Annotated in this window: 20 protein-coding genes and 1 riboswitch; of the genes, 16 read left to right on the top strand and 4 right to left on the bottom strand. The window is 58.8% G+C overall.

Annotation, left to right across the window (positions count from 1 at the left end; all coding sequences use genetic code 11):
- Window positions 1-31 precede the first annotated feature (31 nt).
- The 4 genes from EXN68_RS26650 to EXN68_RS26635 are packed head-to-tail and all read left to right on the top strand — an operon-like array spanning window position 32 to window position 3,355.
- On the top strand, window positions 32-1,063 hold the full coding sequence (locus EXN68_RS26650) for an ABC transporter substrate-binding protein (protein WP_142843605.1): 1,032 nt from the start codon (window positions 32-34) through the stop codon (window positions 1,061-1,063).
- The gene (locus EXN68_RS26645; protein ID WP_110757893.1) at window positions 1,060-2,088 is read left to right on the top strand and encodes a FecCD family ABC transporter permease; all 1,029 of its coding nucleotides are present in this window, start codon (window positions 1,060-1,062) and stop codon (window positions 2,086-2,088) included. The genes EXN68_RS26650 and EXN68_RS26645 overlap by 4 nt, the downstream gene beginning before the upstream one ends.
- Complete coding sequence (locus EXN68_RS26640) at window positions 2,085-2,885, top strand: ABC transporter ATP-binding protein (protein ID WP_142843604.1); 801 nt, start codon at window positions 2,085-2,087, stop codon at window positions 2,883-2,885. The genes EXN68_RS26645 and EXN68_RS26640 overlap by 4 nt, the downstream gene beginning before the upstream one ends.
- Window positions 2,882-3,355, top strand: a complete 474-nt coding sequence (locus EXN68_RS26635) for a pseudoazurin (RefSeq protein ID WP_142843603.1) — start codon at window positions 2,882-2,884, stop codon at window positions 3,353-3,355. Before EXN68_RS26640 ends, EXN68_RS26635 begins: the two co-directional genes overlap by 4 nt.
- A gap of 122 nt (window positions 3,356-3,477) precedes the next feature.
- Here the strand turns inward: EXN68_RS26635 and EXN68_RS26630 are convergent, their stop codons facing one another.
- Window positions 3,478-4,326, bottom strand: a complete 849-nt coding sequence (locus EXN68_RS26630; protein WP_142843602.1) for a class I SAM-dependent methyltransferase — start codon at window positions 4,324-4,326, stop codon at window positions 3,478-3,480.
- A 113-nt stretch (window positions 4,327-4,439) separates the two neighbouring features.
- Between EXN68_RS26630 and EXN68_RS26625 the strand changes: the two genes are divergently transcribed.
- From EXN68_RS26625 to EXN68_RS26585, 9 genes are all read left to right on the top strand, one after another.
- A complete protein-coding gene (locus tag EXN68_RS26625; protein WP_142843601.1) occupies window positions 4,440-5,573 on the top strand; it encodes an ABC transporter substrate-binding protein in 1,134 nt (377 codons plus the stop codon).
- Between the two features lie 96 nt (window positions 5,574-5,669).
- Complete coding sequence (locus EXN68_RS26620; RefSeq protein ID WP_142843600.1) at window positions 5,670-6,809, top strand: ABC transporter substrate-binding protein; 1,140 nt, start codon at window positions 5,670-5,672, stop codon at window positions 6,807-6,809.
- Complete coding sequence (locus EXN68_RS26615) at window positions 6,806-7,873, top strand: FecCD family ABC transporter permease (RefSeq protein WP_142843599.1); 1,068 nt, start codon at window positions 6,806-6,808, stop codon at window positions 7,871-7,873. Before EXN68_RS26620 ends, EXN68_RS26615 begins: the two co-directional genes overlap by 4 nt.
- Window positions 7,867-8,583, top strand: a complete 717-nt coding sequence (locus EXN68_RS26610) for an ABC transporter ATP-binding protein (RefSeq protein ID WP_142843598.1) — start codon at window positions 7,867-7,869, stop codon at window positions 8,581-8,583. Before EXN68_RS26615 ends, EXN68_RS26610 begins: the two co-directional genes overlap by 7 nt.
- Window positions 8,584-8,978: 395 nt before the next feature.
- Window positions 8,979-9,263: a YMGG-like glycine zipper-containing protein gene (locus tag EXN68_RS26605; RefSeq protein ID WP_110760633.1), complete on the top strand. Its 285-nt coding sequence runs from the start codon at window positions 8,979-8,981 to the stop codon at window positions 9,261-9,263.
- Between the two features lie 198 nt (window positions 9,264-9,461).
- Window positions 9,462-10,136: a response regulator transcription factor gene (locus tag EXN68_RS26600; protein ID WP_080820132.1), complete on the top strand. Its 675-nt coding sequence runs from the start codon at window positions 9,462-9,464 to the stop codon at window positions 10,134-10,136.
- Window position 10,137: 1 nt separating this feature from the next.
- The gene (locus EXN68_RS26595; protein ID WP_142843597.1) at window positions 10,138-11,487 is read left to right on the top strand and encodes a sensor histidine kinase; all 1,350 of its coding nucleotides are present in this window, start codon (window positions 10,138-10,140) and stop codon (window positions 11,485-11,487) included.
- A 246-nt stretch (window positions 11,488-11,733) separates the two neighbouring features.
- On the top strand, window positions 11,734-12,927 hold the full coding sequence (locus EXN68_RS26590) for an efflux RND transporter periplasmic adaptor subunit (RefSeq protein ID WP_142843596.1): 1,194 nt from the start codon (window positions 11,734-11,736) through the stop codon (window positions 12,925-12,927).
- A gap of 8 nt (window positions 12,928-12,935) precedes the next feature.
- Complete coding sequence (locus EXN68_RS26585) at window positions 12,936-14,885, top strand: MacB family efflux pump subunit (RefSeq protein ID WP_142843595.1); 1,950 nt, start codon at window positions 12,936-12,938, stop codon at window positions 14,883-14,885.
- A 205-nt stretch (window positions 14,886-15,090) separates the two neighbouring features.
- Here EXN68_RS26585 and EXN68_RS26580 read toward each other — a convergent pair whose 3' ends face one another.
- Together EXN68_RS26580 and EXN68_RS26575 are read right to left on the bottom strand one after the other, a co-directional pair.
- Entirely contained in the window at window positions 15,091-15,972 is an 882-nt protein-coding gene (locus tag EXN68_RS26580; RefSeq protein ID WP_142843594.1) for a LysR family transcriptional regulator, read from the bottom strand.
- A gap of 1 nt (window position 15,973) precedes the next feature.
- Window positions 15,974-16,807 carry an acyl-CoA thioesterase gene (locus EXN68_RS26575; protein ID WP_142843593.1) on the bottom strand — a complete coding sequence of 278 codons (834 nt, stop codon included), beginning with the start codon at window positions 16,805-16,807 and terminating at the stop codon, window positions 15,974-15,976.
- A 98-nt stretch (window positions 16,808-16,905) separates the two neighbouring features.
- Window positions 16,906-17,111, bottom strand: a riboswitch (cobalamin riboswitch).
- 349 nt (window positions 17,112-17,460) lie between these two features.
- Here EXN68_RS26575 and EXN68_RS26570 point away from each other — a divergent pair.
- The 3 genes from EXN68_RS26570 to EXN68_RS26560 are packed head-to-tail and all read left to right on the top strand — an operon-like array spanning window position 17,461 to window position 20,028.
- Window positions 17,461-18,444 (top strand): DUF1852 domain-containing protein, encoded by a 984-nt coding sequence (locus EXN68_RS26570; protein ID WP_142843592.1) that lies wholly within the window; start codon window positions 17,461-17,463, stop codon window positions 18,442-18,444.
- Window positions 18,445-18,471: 27 nt separating this feature from the next.
- Window positions 18,472-19,500 (top strand): methionine synthase, encoded by a 1,029-nt coding sequence (locus tag EXN68_RS26565; RefSeq protein WP_142843591.1) that lies wholly within the window; start codon window positions 18,472-18,474, stop codon window positions 19,498-19,500.
- Window positions 19,501-19,527: 27 nt separating this feature from the next.
- Complete coding sequence (locus tag EXN68_RS26560) at window positions 19,528-20,028, top strand: flavin reductase (protein ID WP_142843590.1); 501 nt, start codon at window positions 19,528-19,530, stop codon at window positions 20,026-20,028.
- A gap of 81 nt (window positions 20,029-20,109) precedes the next feature.
- Here EXN68_RS26560 and EXN68_RS26555 read toward each other — a convergent pair whose 3' ends face one another.
- Window positions 20,110-20,916 (bottom strand): hypothetical protein, encoded by an 807-nt coding sequence (locus tag EXN68_RS26555; protein ID WP_142843654.1) that lies wholly within the window; start codon window positions 20,914-20,916, stop codon window positions 20,110-20,112.
- Between the last annotated feature and the right edge of the window lie 26 nt (window positions 20,917-20,942).

The following is a 20,942-nucleotide window of genomic DNA, read 5'->3' as shown; positions in this document are numbered from 1 at the left end:
AACAAGCGATTTAATTTCGACTGGAGAACACATGTTTAATCCTGGACGCCTGCCGGCCTATGCCGGCCTTCTGGCCGCTGCGCTTACGGCTTTGCCCGCCGCTTCCGCCCATGCCGCCGAAACGGTCTATCCCCTGACGATCAACAGCTGCGGTCAGGACATCACCTTCAAACAGGCGCCGGCCCGCACGGTATCCGTCGGCCAGAGCACGACCGAGGTTCTTTATCTTCTCGGCGTTGCCGACAGGGTGGTGGGCACGGCGCTGTGGATCGGCCCGGTTCTGAAGGGTTACGAGGAAGCCAACGCCAAGGTGGAGCGTCTGGCCGACAATGATCCGAGTTTCGAGGCCGTTGTCGGCAAGAGGCCGGACCTGGTAACGACGCAGTTTCAGTGGCAGATCGGCCCTGAAGGTGTTGTCGGCACGCCAGCGCAATTCGCCGAACTCGGTATTCCCGTTTACACCTCGCCGGCCGATTGCGTCGGTAAGGATAATTCCGGCGGCGGCGACGGCGTGCGCAAGACCGGTTTCACCATGGAACTGATCTATCAGGAAATCCGCGATCTCGCCAAAATCTTCAACGTGCAGGACCGCGGCGAAGAGGTTGTCGCCGACCTGAAAAAGCGTGAAGAAGCCGCCCGCGCCAAGATCGCTTCGGCGAATGGCAAGATTTCCGCCGTCTTCTGGTTCTCCAGCGCCGAACTGGATATCGACCCTTACGTGGCGGGCCGCCATGGCGCGCCCGGTTACATCATGTCCGCACTCGGGCTGACGAATATCATCGAAAGCGATGAGGAATGGCCGACCGTTGGCTGGGAAACCATCGCCAAGGCCAATCCGACCGTCATCGTCGCCGGCAAGATGGACCGTCGCCGTTTCCCGGCCGATGACGTTGCCGTCAAGCACAAGTTCCTCGCAACCGACCCCGTCGCCAGCATCATGCCCGCCGTCAAGGAAGGTCATGTGTTCGATATGGATGCGCAGGCGATGAACCCGACCATCCGCACGATCGAAGGCATTGAAACGCTGGCCGAGGCGATTTCGGCTGCCGGCCTCGCCAAGTGAACGGTTTTTCCGTCCATCTCGGCAGGGCGGGTCTGGCTTTTGCCGCGCTCGCCCTGCTGCTCGTCGCGCTGATGGCCGGAGCGGCCATCGGCGAGACTGCCATTCCCTTCGATGTGGTGGCGAAAACCATCGCCAACCGTGTCTTCCACGCGGGTTACCCGCTGGAGCCGCTGGATGAGGGTATCGTCTGGAGCTACCGCCTCAGCCGCGCCGTTGTCGCCGCCTGCTGCGGTGCTTCTCTGGCGCTTGCCGGCGCGGTGCTGCAATCGCTTTTGCGCAACCCGCTGGCCGATCCCTATATTCTCGGCATTTCCGCAGGCGCCTCCACCGGGGCGGTCGCGGTCGCTCTTCTGGGTTTCGGGGCAGGGTTCCTGACCATGCCGGCGGGGGCGCTGATCGGCGCTTTCGTTGCATTCTCGCTGGTTAGCCTTCTGGCGGTGCGGGCTGGTCACGGCAATAGCGCCATCATTCTGGCCGGGGTGGCCGGCTCGCAGCTGTTCAATGCCATGACCTCGTTCATCGTCACCAAATCCGCCAATGCCGAACAGGCGCGCGGCATTATGTTCTGGCTTCTCGGCAATCTTTCCGGGGTGCGCTGGCCGGATGTCTGGCTGGCTTTGCCGGTCAGCATCGCCGGTCTTGCGGTGTGCCTCTGGTATTCCCGGGCGCTGGATGCCTTCGCTTTCGGCGGTCAGGCCGCCGCCTCGCTCGGTATTCCGGTGCGCCGGACCTATGCGGTACTGATCTCGGTTTCGGCGATCATGACGGCGGTGATGGTGTCGCTGGTTGGCTCCATCGGCTTTGTCGGTCTCGTCATTCCGCACGCGGCGCGCATCTTCGTCGGCGTTCGCCACGGGTTATTGCTGCCGGTAACGGCGCTGACCGGTGCTGTTTTCATGATCGTTGCCGATATTCTCTCGCGCATCGTCATTCCCGGTCAGGTACTGCCGATCGGCGTGATTACCGCGCTCGTCGGCGCGCCGGCCTTCGCCTTCATTCTCGGGCAGAAGAGGGGGCGCTCATGAAATTATCCGCCCACGACCTGCATTTTCATGCCGGCAATGTCGATATTGTCCGTGGCGTTTCGCTCGATGTCGGGTCCGGAGAGTTTCTGGGCATTATCGGCCCGAATGGTTCCGGCAAAAGCACACTGCTTTCGATGCTGGCCGGCATCCGCAAGCCGCGCCGGGGTCACGTCACGCTTGGTGACGATGCGCTCGCCTCCTTGGGGCGGCGCGATCTTGCCCGCCGGTTGGCATTTGTGGAACAGCAGGCAGAGACCACAGAGCGAATTACGGCGCGACAGGCGGTGGAGCTTGGTCGCACGCCCTATCTCGGTCCGCTCTCCGCCTGGTCGGCCAATGACGACGCCATCGTCGACGCCGCACTCGACAATGTCGATATGGCGGACAAGGCAGAACGAAGCTGGCACCATCTTTCCGGCGGCGAACGCCAGCGCCTGCATATTGCCCGCGCGCTGGCGCAGCAGCCGCATATCCTGCTGCTGGACGAGCCGACCAATCACCTCGATATCGGCCATCAGATCGGCCTGCTCGATCTGGTCCGCCGACAGGGGCTGACCGTCGTTGCGGCGCTGCATGATCTCAATCACGCCGCCGTGTTCTGCGACCGCGTCGCCATCATGCATCAGGGGCGGATGATTGCGGCCGGTCCGCCGCACGAGGTCCTCACATCGGCGACGATCGCCGATGTTTTCGGGGTGCAGTCCGTCGTCACCACGGATGAGGGCGGCTTTTCTCATATTCGTTTTCTGCCGGCCCATGGAATGGCCGCTCAGACAAAGAAAGCACTGGTACGATGATGAAATTGAAGATGCTTCGCCTTGGCGTGCAGCCGCGTAATGCTCTGGCTGGAATTGCATTGGCGCTGGCTACGGGCTTTCCCCTGCATGCCATGGCCGAAACCTTCGAGGTAAAAATGCTGAACCGGGGCGAAAAAGGTCCGATGGTGTTCGAGCCCGATTTTCTGGAAATCGCCCCCGGCGACCGTGTGCGCTTTGTGCCGACCCACAAGAGCCACAATGCCGCGACCATCGACGGCATGATTCCCGAAGGCGCCGAGGGTTTCAAAAGCCGGATCAATGATGAATTCGAGACTGCTTTCGACAGACCGGGCTTTTACGGAATCAAATGCTCGCCGCATTACGGCATGGGCATGGTCATGCTGATCAAGGTGGGCGAGGCGACCCTGCCGCAGAGCTACAGGGAAGTCGACGTGCCCGGCCGAGCGAAGCCCCGGCTGGACGATCTCTTCGAGCAAGCGGAAAAATGAGGATTCTGCGCCGAGTTTCCCTCATCCGTCATGCCGGACTAGATCCGGCATCCAGCCCCGGCGCGTCTAAGCCGGGAAAGAGTCTTTCGCGGTCAAGGACTTGATCGCACTAGATCCCCGGATCAGGTCCGGGGTGACGGCGTGCGGATGATATTCGCGGACATGTCCGGCTTCACGGCGCAGACCGCATAACGGTGCTGCAGGCCACGCAGGATGCCCTTTAGCAGGCTGAAGTTCTTCGACTGGGCGCGATGGATGGCCTGAAGTTCCTGATCAACCGCGACGGGTTCGAATCCCGTCGCACGCAACATCGCCGCGACATCGTCAGCCCGCGCACCGCCGGAAAAATAGACGCGTGAAAGAATGCTGTTGAAGGTATTGGCCGGATCAGCCGGCTTGTGCAGCTGGTCCGGTTTCACGAGGCCGATGCTTTCCAGACCCGCGGCCAGTTTCTTGACGAGTTTTTCGCGCCAGCCGACATTGACGAAATCGCCGTCGACGATCAGCAGCCGCCCGCCCGGTTTCAGCACGCGGAACCATTCGGCAAAGCTTGCCTGCGGGTCCACCAGTGTCCAGACGAGATGACGGGTGATGATGACATCGGCGCTTTCATCCGGCTCCATGGTGTTTTCGGCATCGCCGACAAAAAAGCGGATATTGCGCCCGCGGCTTTTCGCTTTTTCCCTCGCGAGCGCCAGCATGGTTTCCGACCAGTCCATGCCCGTGACCTGAAAACCAAGATCGTCCATCAGATGCGAAATGACGCCGGTTCCGCTGGCGAGATCGAGCGCCTTGCGGCCTTCTCCCTGTCCCAGATGCTTCAAAAGCAGGGCATGCCACGCTTCTCGCTCATCTTCGGAAAAAATCTCATGTCCGGGGGAAAGGTCGAAGGTCGCGGCGCGGCCGGACCAATAGGCTTTGATTTCGTCTCGCAGGCTGTCGTTCTTGCCATATTGGATAGTGTCGATCATTGGTCTTCAACCCATGCGCCGGTCAGTTGAGAATGGCTCTAAAACATAAATGTTGACTAGTACAGTCAGAAAATAATACAGCCCCGCCAGTCAACACTGGAGAGCAATATCCGATGCGCATCTCAGCCAAATCCACGGCACTTGCCCTTGGCCTTCTCGTATCCGCCGCCTGGCCGGCACTGGCCGAAAAGGTCACTGTCAAGGATGTGACCGGCCGGGATGTCGAAGTCAATGTTCCCGTTTCGCACGTCATTCTCGGTGAAGGCCGGCAGATCTATTTCCTCGCGGCGCTCGACAAGGAAAACCCTTTCCAGCACGTCGTCGGCTGGCGCGATGACCTCGCCAAGGCCGATCCGGAAACCTATGACGCCTATCTTGCCAAATATCCTGAGATCGCCAAGCTGCCGACCTTTGGCGGCATGAAGGACGGCACTTTCGACGTCGAGCAGGCCGTTGCGCTTAAGCCGGACGTGATCCTGATGAATATCGACGCCAAGACGGCGACCGAAGAGGCAGGCTACATCGAGAAGCTCGCCAAGGTTGGCATTCCGCTTGTTTATGTCGACTTCCGTGAAAAGCCGATGGAAAATACCGAGCCGAGCATGCGCCTGATGGGCAAGCTGACGGGCAAGGAAAAGATCGCCGAGGACTTCATCAAGTTCCGTGCTGACTCCATCGCCAAGGTCACCGATACACTCGCCAAGGCCAATCCGAAGAAGCCGGTGGTGTTTGTCGAGCGCGCCGGCGGTTACTCCGACGATTGCTGCATGTCCTTCGGCAACGAGAATTTCGGCAAGATGGTCGAGCTTGCCGGCGGCATCAACATGGCCAAGGATATCATTCCCGGCACCTTCGGCACCGTCAATCCGGAACAGATCATCGCCTCCAACCCGGAGCAGATCATCATCACCGGCGGTAACTGGAATGGCTACGTTCCCGGCGGCAACTGGGTCGGTGTCGGTTATGGTGCGGATGTGAAGGAAGCGCATCGGAAGCTCGAAAACCTTACCAAGCGCCCGGCCTTTACCGGTGTGCAGGCGGTGAAGGACGGCAATGTCCACGCCATCTGGCACCAGTTCTACAACAACCCGTACCAGTTCGTGGCCATTCAGGAAATCGCCAAGTGGCTGCATCCTGATCTCTTCAAGGATCTCGATCCCGAGGCGACCTTCAAGGAATTGCATGCCCGCTTCCTGCCGCTTGATTACAAGCCCGGCTACTTCGTGTCGCTGAAGGACGCGAAATAAGACAGGGACGGTGAAGAGGAGCGCCGTCCGTTCGATGGATGAGACCGCAGTGATGCGGTTTCATCATTTTCTTTTGGAACTCAATGAGGACTTCTCATGCGGCTCAATGCTCTGAGGCATCTTGCGGTGCTGGCCTTCTCTCTTCTCGCCGTAACAGCCCATGCAGGCGAGATCACCGATGTCACCGGCCGCAAGGTCGAACTGGACCTGCCGGCCAAGCGTGTCATCGTTGGCGAAGCCCGCCAGATCCACGTCATCGCGGCGCTGAAGGGCGACAAGACCTTCGAAAACATCGTCGGCTGGCGTGACGATCTGCTCAAGAAGGACCCCGACAGCTACACGGCCTATGTCGAGCGTTTTCCGCAGATCGAGAAACTGCCGCGCTTCGGTTATCTGCCGCAGGGTGACTTCAGCCTGGAAACGGCGATCACCCTTTCTCCTGACGTGATCACCCTCAATCTGGAAACGGAAAAAACCGCCAAGGAAAGTGGTTTCGAAGAGAAGGCTGCCGCTGCCGGCATCAAGATCGTTTATCTCGATTTCCGTATCGATCCCGATAAGAACAGCGAAGCCTCGATCGAAATTCTCGGAAAACTGTTCGGTGCGGAAGAGCGCGCCAAGGAATTCATCGCCTATCGCCGTGCTGAAATCGCCCGCGTGACCGACCGGGTCGCCAGCGTCAAGGACCTCAAGCGCCCGAATGTCTTTATCGAGCGTTCGCCCGGCATTTCCGGCGAGAATAATTGCTGCCGCACCTTTGGATCCGCCAATTTCGGCGCGATGGTCGATCTGGCCGGTGGTCACAATATTGCCGACGGCATCATCAAGACGACCTTCGGCGATCTCAATCCCGAGCAGCTGGTCGTCGCTGATCCTGACCATGTCATCGTCACCGGCTCGAACTGGGCGGCGGAATCCGACATCAACCAGTTCGTTCCCCTTGGACTTGGCGCAGACACGGCGCTTTCGCGCGAGCGGCTGGCCAATCTGATGACGCGTACGCCGTTTCCGGAACTGAAGGCGGTCAAGCAGGGCAATGTCCATGCCGTCTGGCACCAGTTTTATGGCGCTCCTTACGAGTTTTTGCCGATCCAGCAATTTGCCAAGTGGTTTCATCCGGACCTCTTCGCTGATCTCGATCCGGAAAAAAACGCTGAGGAATTTTACCGGAAGTTCCTCCCCGTTACCTACAAGCCGGGCTATTTCGCCTCGCTCGAAAAAGGTTTGAACCAATGAGTTCGCTGAATGAAAACGCCGTTGGCGTCAGTGGGCGCGATCAATATCGCGCCCTTGCCGCGCGCAGGATCGTTATTCTTGTCGGGCTTTTCATCGCCCTGTGTTTCAGCATGGCCGCGGATATGGCGCTCGGCCCGGCGCGCTATACAATTTCCGAAGTTCTGGCGACCATTGCCGATCCGGCCGCTGCTGCTAACCAGCTGCGAGTGGTGATCTGGGATATCCGTATGCCGATTGCGCTGATGGCGGTCACCGTTGGTGCATCGCTGTCTGTTGCGGGCGCGCAGATGCAGACCATCCTGTCCAACCCGCTCGCCAGCCCCTTCACGCTCGGCATTTCCGCAGCTGCAAGTTTTGGCGCGGCGCTGGCGCTCGTTGGCGGCGTGGCGATCTTTCCGGGTGCCGTGCATTATATGGTGCCGATCAATGCCTTCATCATGGCCATGGTTGCGGCGCTGTTCATCCATTTTGCCTCGACGCTGCGTGGTGTGACGGTCGAAACCATCGTGCTCCTCGGCATCGCGCTGGTCTTCACCTTCAACGCGGCGCTGTCACTGCTGGAATATCTGGCCTCCGAACAGGCGCTTGCCGCCGTCGTTTTCTGGACCATGGGCAGCCTGACGAAGGCAACCTGGGAAAAGGTCTATGTGACTGCGGCCATTCTCATCATCACCGTGCCGATGTTCATGCGCAACGCCTGGGCGCTGACGGCACTCAGGCTGGGCGATGACAAGGCGGCCAGCATGGGCATCAATGTGCGCCGGCTGCGGTTGCAAACCATGCTGACGGTCAGCCTTCTGGCGGCCATCCCGGTTTCTTTCGTCGGCACCATCGGTTTTGTCGGGCTTGTCGGTCCGCATATCGCCCGTATGCTGGTTGGTGAAGATCAGCGCTTTTTCCTGCCCGGCTCGGTGATCTGCGGCGCGCTGCTTCTGTCAACCACCTCGGTCATCAGCAAGATCCTCATCCCCGGCGCCATTCTGCCGATCGGGGTCATTACGGCGCTGGTCGGCGTACCGTTCTTTTTCGTGCTCATTTTCGGCAACAGGAGACGCGCATGGTAGCGCTCGCACTGAAGGATGTCGGTGCCGCCTATGGCCGCACCACGGTTCTGTCCAAAGTCGGCATCGATACGCTGGAAAGCGGCAGCGTGACGGCGGTGATCGGCCCCAACGCCGCCGGCAAATCCACGCTTTTCAAGCGCATTGCCAGCCTGATCTCCGGTCCGGGTCTGGTGGAACTCTCCGATACGGCGCGCGGCAACCGAGCCATTTGTTACATGCCGCAGGATACCGGCGCCAATGCCGTGCTGACGGTCTATGAATCCGTGCTTCTTTCCGCCAAACAGGGCGGTGGCTGGCGGGTTCAGGATGATGAGCTGTTTGAGATCGATGCCATTCTCAAGGCGCTGAAAATCCACGATCTTGCTTTCCGCGGCCTCGGCGAGCTATCCGGCGGCCAGCGGCAGCTGGTGTCGCTGGCGCAGGCGCTGGCGCGCAAGCCGGAAGTGCTGCTGATGGACGAGCCGACATCGGCGCTCGATCTCCACCGGCAGATCGAGGTTCTGGGCTTCGTCACCGAGCTTGCCCAGAAAACCGGCATGATCGTGTTGATCGCCCTGCACGACCTCAACCATGCGCTGCGCTATTGCGAGAATACGATGGTGATCGCCCGCGGTGAAATGGTGGTGAGCGGCAGTACCGAAGCGGTGATAACCTCGGACATGCTGCGCGATATCTATCGCATCGATGCCCGCATCGAGCCCTGTTCCTAGGGCCGGCCGATGGTTATCGTCGACGGAGCTATCTGACGGCTGCAGAAACAGGCCATCTGCCGGCGGCCGGACTATCCTTCCGGTCAGGGCCGCCGAACCGCCGTCAATCTCCATAGGCAAGCTCGGCAACGGTCTGCCCCAGTATTTCGACCCACCGTTCTCAAACGCAGTGATTGACACGGCGGCGTCGGAGCCTATCGATGAGGCGGGCGGAATTAGCTGAGAATGACTTATCGTGAAGACGCACATCCTACACGAATTTGCACTTTCGACCGGTGTCCACGCCGACGGTTCTGCGTAACTTCCACGTAATTTTCGGTGGCCATATGTCTGCACCTTGGTGCGTCTCCACGGTCGACGGGCGACCGTAGCGGCGATGGATCGAAAGGACAGACATGAAAAAGATCATTTCAGGCATATTCGTTTGTTTGACGCTGACGGCTTGCAGCCAGACGGAAAAGGGCGCCGGTATTGGTGCGGCCAGTGGCGCAATCATTGGCGGGCTGGCAAGCGGCACGTGGCAAGGTGCTGCAGTGGGAGCCGCCGCGGGAGGTGCTGGAGGGGCTGTCATCGGGAACATCAGTGAACGAAACGACAGGAACCGTCGCGATCACTGGGAAAATAGGGACCGGCGCGATTACGGTTGCAGATATCGGGATAACTACGGCCGCTGCCGATAAGGGGCTGGCCTTGGCGACGGGGACTAAAAGCCGGCTGGATACTCAGCAGGTTTCGGTTCCCCGGTGCCGGACATCTGGACCGCCGATTGACTTGGCGGCCAGTCGGTCATGGCAGTCGAGTTTATCTGAAACACACATATAAATTTGCTGTTAGAATTCTCGAGAACAGCTGTCCGGGACTTGCACGATCAGGCCACTATGAAACTTCTGCTTATCGAAGACGATCCGGAAATGACGGATGCCTTGAGGACGGCCCTCTCGCAGCATGGCATCGTGCTGGACGCTGTTGGAGATCTGGCGATGGCGCGGGAAGCAATCGCCATGGCGGATTACGATATTGTCCTTATCGACCGGCAACTGCCGGATGGCGATGGCAGTACCTTCCTCGCCGATTTGCACCGCACCGGTTCAAATACGCGATCGATTATCATCTCCGCTCTGAGGTCAACCGACGAGCGAATTTCCGGCCTCAATGACGGCGCCGATGACTATTTGCCGAAGCCGTTCGAAATTCCCGAGCTTATTGCCAGAATGAGCGCTGTGCTGAGGCGGGTGCCGACAGCCGGCCCATTCGTCCTGTCGGCAGGAAACGTTACCTATGATCGGGTTTCATGCGATGTGCATGTCAACGGCATCAGGCTTGCGCTCACCCGAAGGGAACTGCTCATCATCGAAACTCTTCTGAGAAACCGCGGTCGTACCGTGTTGCGCTCGTCCCTTGAGGGGCAGGTCTATTCCTTTGACGATGAAATCCAGTCGAACTCGCTGGAATCCAATATGTCTCGCCTGCGCCGAAAGCTTGGCGAAGCGGAGGCCGATATTGTTATCAAGAACATTCGTGGCATAGGCTACTACCTTCATGAGCAGAAATAGGATGACCAGCACATCCCTTCGCTGGCGATTCACTTTTGGTTTTATCGTTCTGCAGCTCTGCGCGGTCATCGCCTCGCTCAGCCTGGTTTTCTATCTCCTTTCTGGCCTCAAGCCCGATGTGGCGATCACGTCCATCTGGCTGTCTCAGGAAATCGCAGACTCGGTTCGTCTCGAGCCGAATGGCCGGCCCCATCTGGTTCCAACGGCCGAGCTTAAAGAGATTATGGAGGAAGCGCCTGACCTGTGGTTCGTGGCAGACCTTGGAAAAGATATTGTCCTTGCACACGGCGCGCCTCCCGGGAAAATTGCCGACAACATGCCATTCCTGCGGGCGTTCAGAAGTGTCGAGCTCCATGGCGACCTGAACGATCCGCTGAGTGTCGCCCGCATGGAGCGTTTCGACACAGAGGCCGGTGAGGCAACGATTTTTGCCGGCGGTGTTTCGATGTCCCAATATGGTGTGACCGTGCTGTTGGGGAACCTTGCCATCGGCGTGCCGGCGCTGATCCTCGTCGCCATTTCCCTGATTGGCGTCCCGTTTGTCACACGCTGGGCTTTGCGGTCCTTCAGCGACCTGACCAGGCGTCTGGACAGGATCGATCTCGACACACGTGGCGCCCTGGTGGAAGAGCGGGGCTTGCCCACTGAGGTGCTTCGTCTGGTGCGCGACATCAACAGGGCGCTGCGTCGTCTCGATAGCGGCTTCGAGGCGACGGAGCGCTTCTTCGTCAACGCGGCCCATGAACTTCGAACGCCGATTGCTGTCCTGCAGGTGAGAATCGATACGCTTTCACCAGGTGCGGATAAGACACACCTGCAGACGGCCATCAAGCGACTTACAGCAATCGCGAACCAGCTTCTCGACACCGAGAAGTACCGGCAGAAGCCCCAGCAGAATGCACCTGTCGATCTCAACAGCGTTGTGTCGAAGGTGGTCGCCGACCTCGCTCCCCTGGCGATCGCCGAAGGTTACGAGATTTCGTTCGATAGCGATGCGGAAAGCCTGTTCGTTCCCGGGGATGCCGAAGCTCTGGAGCGTGCATTCGTCAATCTGGTTCGTAATGCAGTCCAGTACGGAGGCGGACGAGGACAGATATCGGTCAGTATTGAGGCTGACGGCAGCGTGACTGTCGCCGATCAGGGCTGCGGAATTGCCGGCGACAAGCAGTCGCGCATATTCGAACCGTTCTACCGGGTCAGCCCTCACGGCTCAGGTGCGGGCCTGGGGCTCAGCATGGTCAACGAGATCGTCACCCGTCACGGCGGCTACGTTGAGCTTTCGTCCGCTCCAGGCAAGGGCAGCACATTTGCCGTACGCTGGCGCGAGAAGCGCGTTTTCCAGCAGCGGTAGGTCCGTCTCCTGCGCCAACAGGTCAAGGCGTTTTTATCCGTCGACGTTTGCTGAGCACGGCCGCGATCGCTTGACGTCTCGCGGGCAGTCTCTGGCACGCCATCCACATCGCAAACGCTCTTTGCCGATCGGTTGATTTTACAGCGCGTGCCAAACGGATAGGCACGACGACGGCTCCCCGTAATTTTCAGGTAACTCTCGTGACAGAGAAAGCCCGCAAATTTCAATAGCATGGGCCACGACTAAATGACACGACACATTACCCGCAAGCGTTTGATCCTGGGGGCGGCAACCCTTGTCGGTCTGCTGGGCGTCTGGCTGCTGTTTCTGCGTCCGCCGGCAAAGCTTGAACTGGTGACAGCGCAGGCGCGAACGGGTGACATTGAAGAGGTGGTGCTGGCGACCGGGGTTCTCGAACCGCTCGAGCTGGTGCGTGTCGGCGCTCAGGCCTCGGGTCGCATTGAGCATCTGGCTGTCAAGATCGGTGACATCGTCGAGGCTGGCCAATTGGTGGCCGAGATCGATTCCCAGACCCGGCGCAACACCTTGCGGGACCGCGAGGCCGCTTTGGCCAACATCCGCGCCGTTCACGCCGCGCGCAGCGCCGGTCTGGTGAAAGCCGAGAAGGACTTCGAGCGCGAGCGTGACCTGCTGGCAGGTGGCTCCACGCCGCGCGCCCAGTATGATGCCGCGGTTGCGATGCGAGACACCGCGCGGGCTGAGGTTCAGTCGCTGGACGCTCAGGTCGCCCAAGCGCAGGTCGCGCTGGAGTCTGCTGGTATAGAACTGGACTATACCCGCATCACTGCCCCAATCGCCGGCACAGTGGTCGCGATCGTCACTGACGAGGGCCAAACCGTGAATGCCCTGCAGACTGCGCCGACCATCGTCATGATCGCGCGATTGGACACAATGACGGTGCGCGCGGATATCTCCGAGGCTGACGTCGTGCGTGTGCGGCGGGGCCTGCCGGTCTGGTTCAGCATTCTTGGCGATCCGAAGCGCCGTTTCGATGGGGAGTTGCGACAGGTGGAACCGGCCCCAGCCTCCATCGCCAACGAGAGCAACGCCGCCGCAAGCCGGATTGGCTCAACCAACGGCGCGGTCTATTACACCGGGCTGATCGACGTGGCGAATGCGGACGGGGTCCTGCGGCCCTCCATGACGGCGCAGGTGTCCATTGTCTTGAGCCGCGTCAGCGGCGCCGTGCTGGTTCCGCTCAGTGCAGTGGAAGGAGCGCCCCGGGCCGGTGATACGGCGCATGTGCGCATACTGGACGCGAAGGGCGAGGTCCAGATCCGGCAGGTCCAGGTCGGTATCGATAACGGCGCGGACATCCAGATCCTTAGCGGTCTTCAGGCAGGCGACACCATCGTCCTTGGAGCATCCACGGACGAACGCACGGATGGCCAGGCTCAACTGGCCGCTGCGAAGCGGTAGGGCGCGTTATGACGGAACCATTGATCCGAGTACGTGGGGTATCCCGCGCTTTCCCCGCAGGCGACGAGATGGTGCGGGTGCTGAAAGACGTCGACCTCGACATCGAGGCCGGCGAGATGATGGCTATCATCGGTGCCTCGGGCTCCGGCAAGTCGACGCTGATGAACATCCTTGGCTGCCTTGATCGTCCGACGGACGGCAGCTACTGGATCGAAGGACGCGAGACCTCGAAGATGTCCGTGGACGAACTGGCGGCGCTACGCCGCGAGCGTTTTGGTTTCATATTTCAGCGTTATCATCTGCTTGGCGATCTCAGTGCGGCCAGCAACGTCGAGGTGCCGGCCATCTATGCCGGACGCAGCCGATCCGACCGGCACAAGCGAGCGATCTCCTTGTTGACCCGACTGGGCCTAGCCGAGCGGACGGGCAATATCCCGGGCAAGCTTTCGGGCGGCCAGCAGCAGCGGGTGTCGATCGCCCGCGCCCTGATGAATGGCGGCGAGATAATTCTGGCCGACGAACCAACCGGAGCGCTGGATACGCACAGTGGCGCCGAAGTCATGAAGATCCTGCGCGAGCTTCATGCCGAAGGGCACACCATCATCCTCGTCACTCACGACAAGAAGATCGCCGAACACGCGGATCGGGTTGTAGAGATCAGCGACGGCGTTATCATTTCCGACGAGCGCAATATATCCAAATCCGCCGCGACGGCGCGTCCCATCCGCGAGCACGCGCCGGGCGCTGGCTGGCGTGGCGCAATTGACCGGATGACCGAAGCCTTTCGCATGGCGGGCGCAGCAATCTGGGCGCACAAGATGCGCTCGCTTCTGACCATGCTCGGCATCATCATCGGTATCGCCTCGGTGGCGGCTATCTCGGCACTGGGAGCCGGCTCGCAGCAACAAATCCTGAGCAGTATCAGTTCGCTTGGCACCAACACGATCGAGGTGCGGGCCGGTAAAGGCTTCGGCGATCTGGAAGCGGGCAAGATACGGACGCTGGTTCCCGCCGATGCAGAAGCGCTGGTGAACCAGCCCTATGTCGACAGCGTGACACCAACCGTCACGACAAGTGTAACTGTCAAGCGCGCCGCCGTGGCCGTCAATGCGTCAGTCACCGGAGTTGGCGCGGACTTCTTTCGTGTACGGGGCCTTGAGGTGGCGCATGGACAACTGTTCGACGCCCAGGACGTTACCGCCTACAGCCAGAATGTGGTGATCGATGCAAACGCCGCGCGAGACCTGTTTCCAGACCGGGTAAACCCGGTGGGGCAGGTCATCCTTCTGGGCACAATGCCGGCGAGGGTCGTGGGTGTGACGAAACGGGAAAATTCCTTCGGCCCGGCGGTTGATACGTTGACCGTTTATGCGCCTTTCACAACCGTCATGGGCCGCATGCTGGGTCGTCCAAACGTCGACGGCATAACGGTCCGTATCAGAGACGATGTCGACCCGGGCAATGTCGAAGCCGCAGTTTCCCGCCTTATCGAGCGTCGGCATGGCGCGAAAGACTTCTTCCTCACCAACTCGGCGACCATTCGCGAGACTATCGAGACCACCACGCAAACCCTGACGCTGCTGATTTCGTCAGTCGCCGTGATCTCGCTGATTGTCGGCGGCATCGGCGTGATGAATATAATGCTGGTGTCCGTGACCGAACGCACCAAGGAGATCGGCGTTCGTGTGGCCGTCGGGGCGCGCCGCAGCGACATCCTTTCCCAGTTCCTGATCGAGGCCGTCATGGTCTGCCTTGTCGGCGGCTTCATGGGAGTGATGCTCGCCCTCGGGATCAGCGCTCTTTTCAATTTGCTGAGCCCCGACTTCAAAATGATCTTTTCTTCAGGCTCCATCATGGTGGCTTTCGCCTGCTCAACCCTGATCGGAATCGTCTTCGGCTTCCTTCCCGCCCGCAATGCGGCAAAGCTGGACCCGATCGAAGCCTTGGCGCGTGACTGATGAACTACAAGCGTCTGCTCGGTGGCCAGATGCAATCTGCGCGGTTGACACCTGCGCTCATCGTTTCATTGCTGCTCTTGTAATTGGCGCTTCTTTTCTACGGAGCACTGGTCGGCTGTTTTCTGGGATATGCTCGGCAGAAAGCCATGTCGGCCACACAGGTTTTGTCACATGGAGGGTCTAATCGCCGCTGCGATCGCGACGCTCATCTGTGCCGTGACGTCTCAACAAACCCGGCAATGAAATCCACAGCGTCGTCGCCCTCTCTTAGTCCGAGGTGGATGCTTTTCCGTATGCCGTCCGGACCAATGTGGATGGGGCGGACGCCGAGCGCTGCCGCTTCCCGACGTACCAGCCAGTCGGGAACAGCGCTGACCCCGCGCCCTGCCGCGACGAGTTGAAGCATCATCTCCGTCGTCTCGACATTGCGATGGTGGCGAGGGCGGCAGTTCGCGGGCACCAGGAACTGTGTGAAGACGTCCAGCCGCTCCGGCGGCACCGGATAGGTGAACAGTGTCTCATCCAGCAGGTCCATGGGTTCTGCGTGGTCTTTCAATGCCAGCGGATGATCGATTGGCACGGCAAGCACCAACTCGTAGTCAAACACCGGCAAATAATGGATGCCAGGTGTCTCGATCGGATCCGGGGTGATCAGGATGTCGATTTCGTATCCCGTGAGAGCTGTCACGCCGCCGAAGGCAAATGAGGTCGTCAGTTCCAAGCCCACATCTGGCCATTCCATAAGATAGGGCTTTGTGACACCCATCAACCATTGATGGCAAGGATGGCATTCCATGCCGATCTTGAGCGAGCCGCGCTGGCCGTGGCGATAATCTGACAGGACATCTTCGGCCCTTTCGATCTGTGGGAGAACGCGCTGGGCCAATGTCACGATGTAGCGGCCGGCCTCGGTGAGACGGAGGTTACGGCCGTCCTTCTCCCACATCGGCACGCCATAGCGTTCTTCCAGCTTGCGGATCGTGTGGCTAAGAGCAGACTGGGAGACGTTCAGCCGCTCCGCTGCTGCTGTCAGGCTGCCCAAGCGGTCGACTTCACGCAGGATCGATAGATGTTGTCTGTCCAGCATGTTATGCTCGCCCTTGGTAAGGAGCCGGGTGTGCAGGAGCGCTATCGCGGACAGGAACCGGCCGGTGGTCCGTGTCGACCGCGACCATCGTGAAATGTCCGGTGGCGGTAATATGTCTCTCGCCGGTCAGCAGGTTTTCGGACCAGAGTTTTGTTTCGATGGACATGGAGCTGCGGCCAACACGCGTGACGTGCGCCACCGCCTCGACAATCTCACCGATCTCGATTGATCTTGCAAAGTCGATGCGCTCGGATGAGGCCAGTACCACAAGCTTGCCGGAGTAGCGCGACGCCGCAACGAATGCCGCCTTGGTCATGTAGGCGATCGCTTCGCCCCCGAACATCCGGCCAACACTGTTGGCCTGATCTGGAAATACGATCTCCACCATGGCCACTGTTTCCGTGGCTTGCCTGGTTTCTTCGGGAGCGAGTACGGGCAAGGCGTAGCTCGATGCATTTTCGCCCTCTGGAACGGCAACCATATGAAAGATGCCCTTCGTACAGGTGTGCCGCTGACGACCGACAATGGTTTCCGCCACCATTTCGACCTCGACCGTCAGAGAGCGACGGCCGGCCCTGACTGGTCTGGCCGTGAATTCGACGATGTGCCCGATGCGCGCCGGCTGCCGGAAATCAATGCGCTCGCAAGAGGCGGTCACGAAAGGTGCCCGCCCGAACCGGGTCGCCGCAATGAAGGCAACACGATCCATGAGTGCGAGACCGGTTCCTCCGAAGAGCGTACCGTGGTGATTTGTATCTCCTGGAAAGACGATGTCGATAAGACTGGTTATTGCGCCGCGCTGAGCAGGCTTTTCTATCGTCGGGATTTCTGTCATCGGCACTACCATCAGCTTTTGGCAGGGCAGGAACATGACGCAAGACGACGGCACGGGAATGCCTGTCGCGAAAGCGGCACTCCGGGACACCCCGCCCGTGGACGTTATCTATCGCGGCAGGTCTCCTGGCTTACGGGTCGTCGCTTTGGTCCGTCTTCCCGAGGCTTGCCTCAGTGACATGGATGGACTTTCGCTCGCCGTTTACAGTTGCGGGGGCAGCTTCGGCTTCAGGCAGCAAAGCCCTGACCGAATTCCCTCTTAGCTCCGGACTTTCGCCCGCAGAACCACGATGACAAACCAATGTCGTATGTCGCTGGAGTGGTCAAGGCGTCCACCATCGGTTTCGTGGAAGTGAAGGTCATCACCTCGGCCGAGATATGCATTCGTCCCGCCCTAAGGGTCTCGGAAGACTGGGACATTCCCAAACTCCGGGCCGACCGTCTCTCGTGCCAAATCATGAGCAGGGCTCATACTTCCGTGAGATAATACCATTTTTATTCGATCGATCTCTCAGGCACAAAACGCACATCGCTCTCGGGTCGGGACAGATTAAAAGCTGTCGACTGAGGCTATTGAAAATAACATCCGGTGCGTCCTGAAACTTACGTCAATGAAATCAGGGTTCATCTGGGGATTTAGGGCGTTCGATCGTGATGACCAAAGATTTTAGCTTCAATATAAAGAAGATATCTTTTGATGAGGGTTATCGCCCGTCAGAAAATACGCGCGTCACGACGAATTTTGCCAATCTTGCCAGAGGCGAGAACCGCGCGGAGAACCTCCGCAACGCCTTGAGGATGATTGACAATCGTTTCAACGCTCTGGCGCACTGGGATAACCCCGAAGGTAATCGTTATTCTGTCGAACTCGAAATCATTTCGGTTGAGATGAATGTCGGTGCGCAGGGCAATAATGATGCCTTTCCCCTGATTGAAATCCTGAAAACGAATATCGTTGATCAAAAGACCGGCGAGCGCATCGAAGGCATCGTTGGAAACAACTTTTCTTCTTACGTCCGGGATTACGACTTCAGCGTCGTGCTGCCTGCTTACAACAAGGATCGCCCCGCCTTCGGTACGCCAGAGGATTTCGGCGATCTGCATGGAAACCTGTTCAAATGTTTCCTGAACTCAGAGGCTTACAAAGAGCATTTTCACAAACCGCCAGTCATTTGCCTGAGTGCCTCCAGCAGCAGGACATATCGTCGAACCGGTAATCAGCACCCTGTATTAGGTATTGAATACCAGCAGGATGAATTGTCTTCGACCGATCGCTACTTCCAGAAAATGGGGTTGCAGGTTCGATTTTTCATGCCGCCGAACAGCGTAGCACCTTTTGCCTTCTATTTTCTCGGTGACCTGCTCGATGACTACACCAATCTTGAGCTTATCAGCACCATCAGCACGATGGAGACTTTCCAGAAAATCTACCGGCCGGAGATTTACAACGCCAATTCTGCGGCAGGGGCCTGCTTTCAGCCCAATCTCCGGCACCAGGATTATTCCCTGACGCGCATCGTCTACGATCGCGAGGAACGCAGCCGGCTGGCTGTCGAGCAGGGAAGGTTTGCTGAAGAGCATTTCATCAAACCGTACAAGACCGTTCTTGAGCAATGGTCTGCCAATCACGTTCACTGACGAGCCAAACACACAAGGTTGCCTATCATGAAAACACTGTTGCCCACGTCAACCGCCGGCAGCTTGCCCAAGCCCTCGTGGCTTGCAGAACCTGAGAAATTGTGGTCGCCCTGGAAACTGCAGGACGAGGAATTGATCAGCGGCAAGCAGGACGCTCTGCGTTTGTCTCTCGATGATCAACGGCAGGCAGGTATCGATATTGTCAGCGATGGCGAGCAAACACGCCAGCATTTCGTCACGACGTTCATCGAGAACCTCGAAGGCGTTGACTTCGAGAAGCGCGAGACGGTCAGAATTCGGGATCGCTATGATGCCAGTGTCCCGACAGTCGTTGGTGCTGTCTCTCGCAAAAAGGCAGTTTTTGTCGAAGACGCCAAGTTCCTGCGTCAGCAGACCAGCCAGCCGATCAAATGGGCTCTGCCCGGTCCGATGACGATGATCGATACACTCTTTGACAGCCACTATAAAAGCCGTGAAAAGCTGGCCTGGGAATTCGCCAAAATCCTCAACGAGGAAGCGAGGGAACTGGAGGCTGCCGGTGTCGATATCATTCAGTTCGACGAGCCCGCCTTTAACGTCTTCTTTGATGACGTGAATGATTGGGGGGTCGCTACCCTGGAAAAAGCAATCGAAGGGCTCAAATGCGAAACTGCTGTCCATATTTGCTATGGCTACGGCATCAAGGCCAATACAGATTGGAAAAAGACCCTGGGGTCGGAGTGGCGTCAATACGAGGAATCCTTCCCCAAACTGCAAAAATCCAGCATCGATCTGATCTCGCTGGAATGCCACAACTCTCATGTGCCGATAGATCTCATTGAGCTCCTTCGAGGTAAAAAGGTGATGGTGGGCGCCATTGACGTGGCAACCAATACCGTTGAGACCCCGGAGGAAGTCGCCGATACTCTGCGAAAAGCACTTCAGTTCGTAGATGCTGACAAGCTCTACCCTTGCACCAACTGCGGCATGGCACCCCTGTCTCGTCGCGTAGCCAGAGGCAAGCTGAATGCCCTCGCCGCCGGTGCGGAAATCGTCCGCAAAGAACTGTTGGTCTAAACGTTGGCGCAGCAGCAGGAGGCCGGCATGAACATGGTGAACCACCGCTTCGAAATTGTGGACAAAGCCGCGTTTCGAAATGGCATGTCGCGCCTCGGCTCTGCGGTCAACGTCGTCACCACCAGATCAGGCGGTAAGCGTTACGGCTTCACGGCCTCGGCGGTTTGCAGTGTCAGCGATACGCCGCCAACACTTCTCGTCTGCGTCAATCGTGCGAGCTCGTGTTTTCATGCCTTCGAGAACACGCGCCATTTCTGCGTTAACACGTTGATGCCAGGTCAGGAGCACCTATCCGAACGCTTTGGTGGAAAGACGCCGACAGAAGATCGATTTGCGCTCGGCGATTGGAGGGAAGGGCTTACGGGCGCGCCGATCCTTGCCAACTCCTCGGTCAGCTTCGAATGCGAGTTATCCAATACTGTCGACGAGGCGACGCACCGCATCTTCTTCGGACGTGTGATCGACATTCGTGAGAATGAAGCACGGGCAACGCTGCTCTATTGCATGCGTCGCTATCTCGCCGGCTAGGCGCAGGTCGCGAGTTCGTATCCGTTCAAGACACGACTGTGTAGCCACAACTGTCTGAGGGCTACTTTCAGTGAAAGCCAATCAGAACCGCCAGGTCATCCCAAGGACAGGTCCACTCAACATCGTGTCGTAGACATGACCGTCGCGATCATAATCGACTTTCAACGCCTTGTAGCCGGCAGACACCGAGAGGTTATCCGTAACCAGATAGTTGGCGGTAGCAAGCACTGACCAGGTGATGTCGGATCCTGCTCCAAAGCCGCCGACATCGGCTTGGGCCTGAACGGAGAGCTTCTCAGTCAGTGGAAGGAATGCTCGCAGGCCCACCACCGGGTCGACCCATCCAAAGCTCTCATCGTGCGTGGCCGTTTGGCTTCCGATGGCGAAATGACTTGCGGTGACCGTGACGTCATTCGAAATATGCCAGAAACGTGCTCCAGCAAGAGCATCCAGTGTGAACTGCGATGTGTCGATAACCCGGTATCCGCCCTGCAGCGTCGCCATGAACTGTCTTGTGTCAACCTTCCCGTCAATTGTAGCCCCAGGCGGTATCGCAACACCCAATCCTGGAATCTGGAAGGCGGAGAGCGCCCCTGTGGCATGACTATCAGTGGTGTCGACATACATGATGTCGCCTGAGAAGATAAACCGGTCGTAACGCCCCCACAGGTTTACAAACCCACCGAAGTTGAGATCGTCCATCACATCGGAAAAGGATTTGTCCACGTCTATCGTTGGACCGCGCCTAAAAGGTGACAGGCTGCCATCAAGGCCTGCCGCCCACAGATAAGGCGTTACCTGAAACGCCCAGCCTGGACGAGAGGTCCCTTCTGGAACGGGTTCGGACGGCAGGTCACGGGTTGTGTCAGCCGCATGTGCAACCGGCATCCCGCAAAGAGACAGCGCAATGAAAA

This window comes from Martinezella rhizogenes (genome assembly GCF_007002745.1).
Taxonomy (GTDB): Bacteria; Pseudomonadota; Alphaproteobacteria; order Rhizobiales; family Rhizobiaceae; genus Agrobacterium; species Agrobacterium cucumeris.
Note: the sequence above shows the minus strand (reverse complement) of the source record. Positions and strands in the feature narration are given on the sequence as shown.

Excerpts from the sequence above, each read along its gene's own strand:
- EXN68_RS26650 (WP_142843605.1), top strand. The coding sequence starts at position 32 with ATGTTTAATCCTGGACGCCTGCCGGCCTATGCCGGCCTTCTGGCCGCT.
- EXN68_RS26640 (WP_142843604.1), top strand. The coding sequence starts at position 2,085 with ATGAAATTATCCGCCCACGACCTGCATTTTCATGCCGGCAATGTCGAT.
- EXN68_RS26635 (WP_142843603.1), top strand. The coding sequence starts at position 2,882 with ATGATGAAATTGAAGATGCTTCGCCTTGGCGTGCAGCCGCGTAATGCT.
- EXN68_RS26630 (WP_142843602.1), bottom strand. The coding sequence starts at position 4,326 with ATGATCGACACTATCCAATATGGCAAGAACGACAGCCTGCGAGACGAA.
- EXN68_RS26625 (WP_142843601.1), top strand. The coding sequence starts at position 4,440 with ATGCGCATCTCAGCCAAATCCACGGCACTTGCCCTTGGCCTTCTCGTA.
- EXN68_RS26620 (WP_142843600.1), top strand. The coding sequence starts at position 5,670 with ATGCGGCTCAATGCTCTGAGGCATCTTGCGGTGCTGGCCTTCTCTCTT.
- EXN68_RS26615 (WP_142843599.1), top strand. The coding sequence starts at position 6,806 with ATGAGTTCGCTGAATGAAAACGCCGTTGGCGTCAGTGGGCGCGATCAA.
- EXN68_RS26610 (WP_142843598.1), top strand. The coding sequence starts at position 7,867 with ATGGTAGCGCTCGCACTGAAGGATGTCGGTGCCGCCTATGGCCGCACC.
- EXN68_RS26605 (WP_110760633.1), top strand. The coding sequence starts at position 8,979 with ATGAAAAAGATCATTTCAGGCATATTCGTTTGTTTGACGCTGACGGCT.
- EXN68_RS26600 (WP_080820132.1), top strand. The coding sequence starts at position 9,462 with ATGAAACTTCTGCTTATCGAAGACGATCCGGAAATGACGGATGCCTTG.
- EXN68_RS26595 (WP_142843597.1), top strand. The coding sequence starts at position 10,138 with ATGACCAGCACATCCCTTCGCTGGCGATTCACTTTTGGTTTTATCGTT.
- EXN68_RS26590 (WP_142843596.1), top strand. The coding sequence starts at position 11,734 with ATGACACGACACATTACCCGCAAGCGTTTGATCCTGGGGGCGGCAACC.
- EXN68_RS26585 (WP_142843595.1), top strand. The coding sequence starts at position 12,936 with ATGACGGAACCATTGATCCGAGTACGTGGGGTATCCCGCGCTTTCCCC.
- EXN68_RS26580 (WP_142843594.1), bottom strand. The coding sequence starts at position 15,972 with ATGCTGGACAGACAACATCTATCGATCCTGCGTGAAGTCGACCGCTTG.
- EXN68_RS26575 (WP_142843593.1), bottom strand. The coding sequence starts at position 16,807 with ATGACAGAAATCCCGACGATAGAAAAGCCTGCTCAGCGCGGCGCAATA.
- EXN68_RS26570 (WP_142843592.1), top strand. The coding sequence starts at position 17,461 with ATGACCAAAGATTTTAGCTTCAATATAAAGAAGATATCTTTTGATGAG.
- EXN68_RS26565 (WP_142843591.1), top strand. The coding sequence starts at position 18,472 with ATGAAAACACTGTTGCCCACGTCAACCGCCGGCAGCTTGCCCAAGCCC.
- EXN68_RS26560 (WP_142843590.1), top strand. The coding sequence starts at position 19,528 with ATGAACATGGTGAACCACCGCTTCGAAATTGTGGACAAAGCCGCGTTT.
- EXN68_RS26555 (WP_142843654.1), bottom strand. The coding sequence starts at position 20,916 with ATGCCGGTTGCACATGCGGCTGACACAACCCGTGACCTGCCGTCCGAA.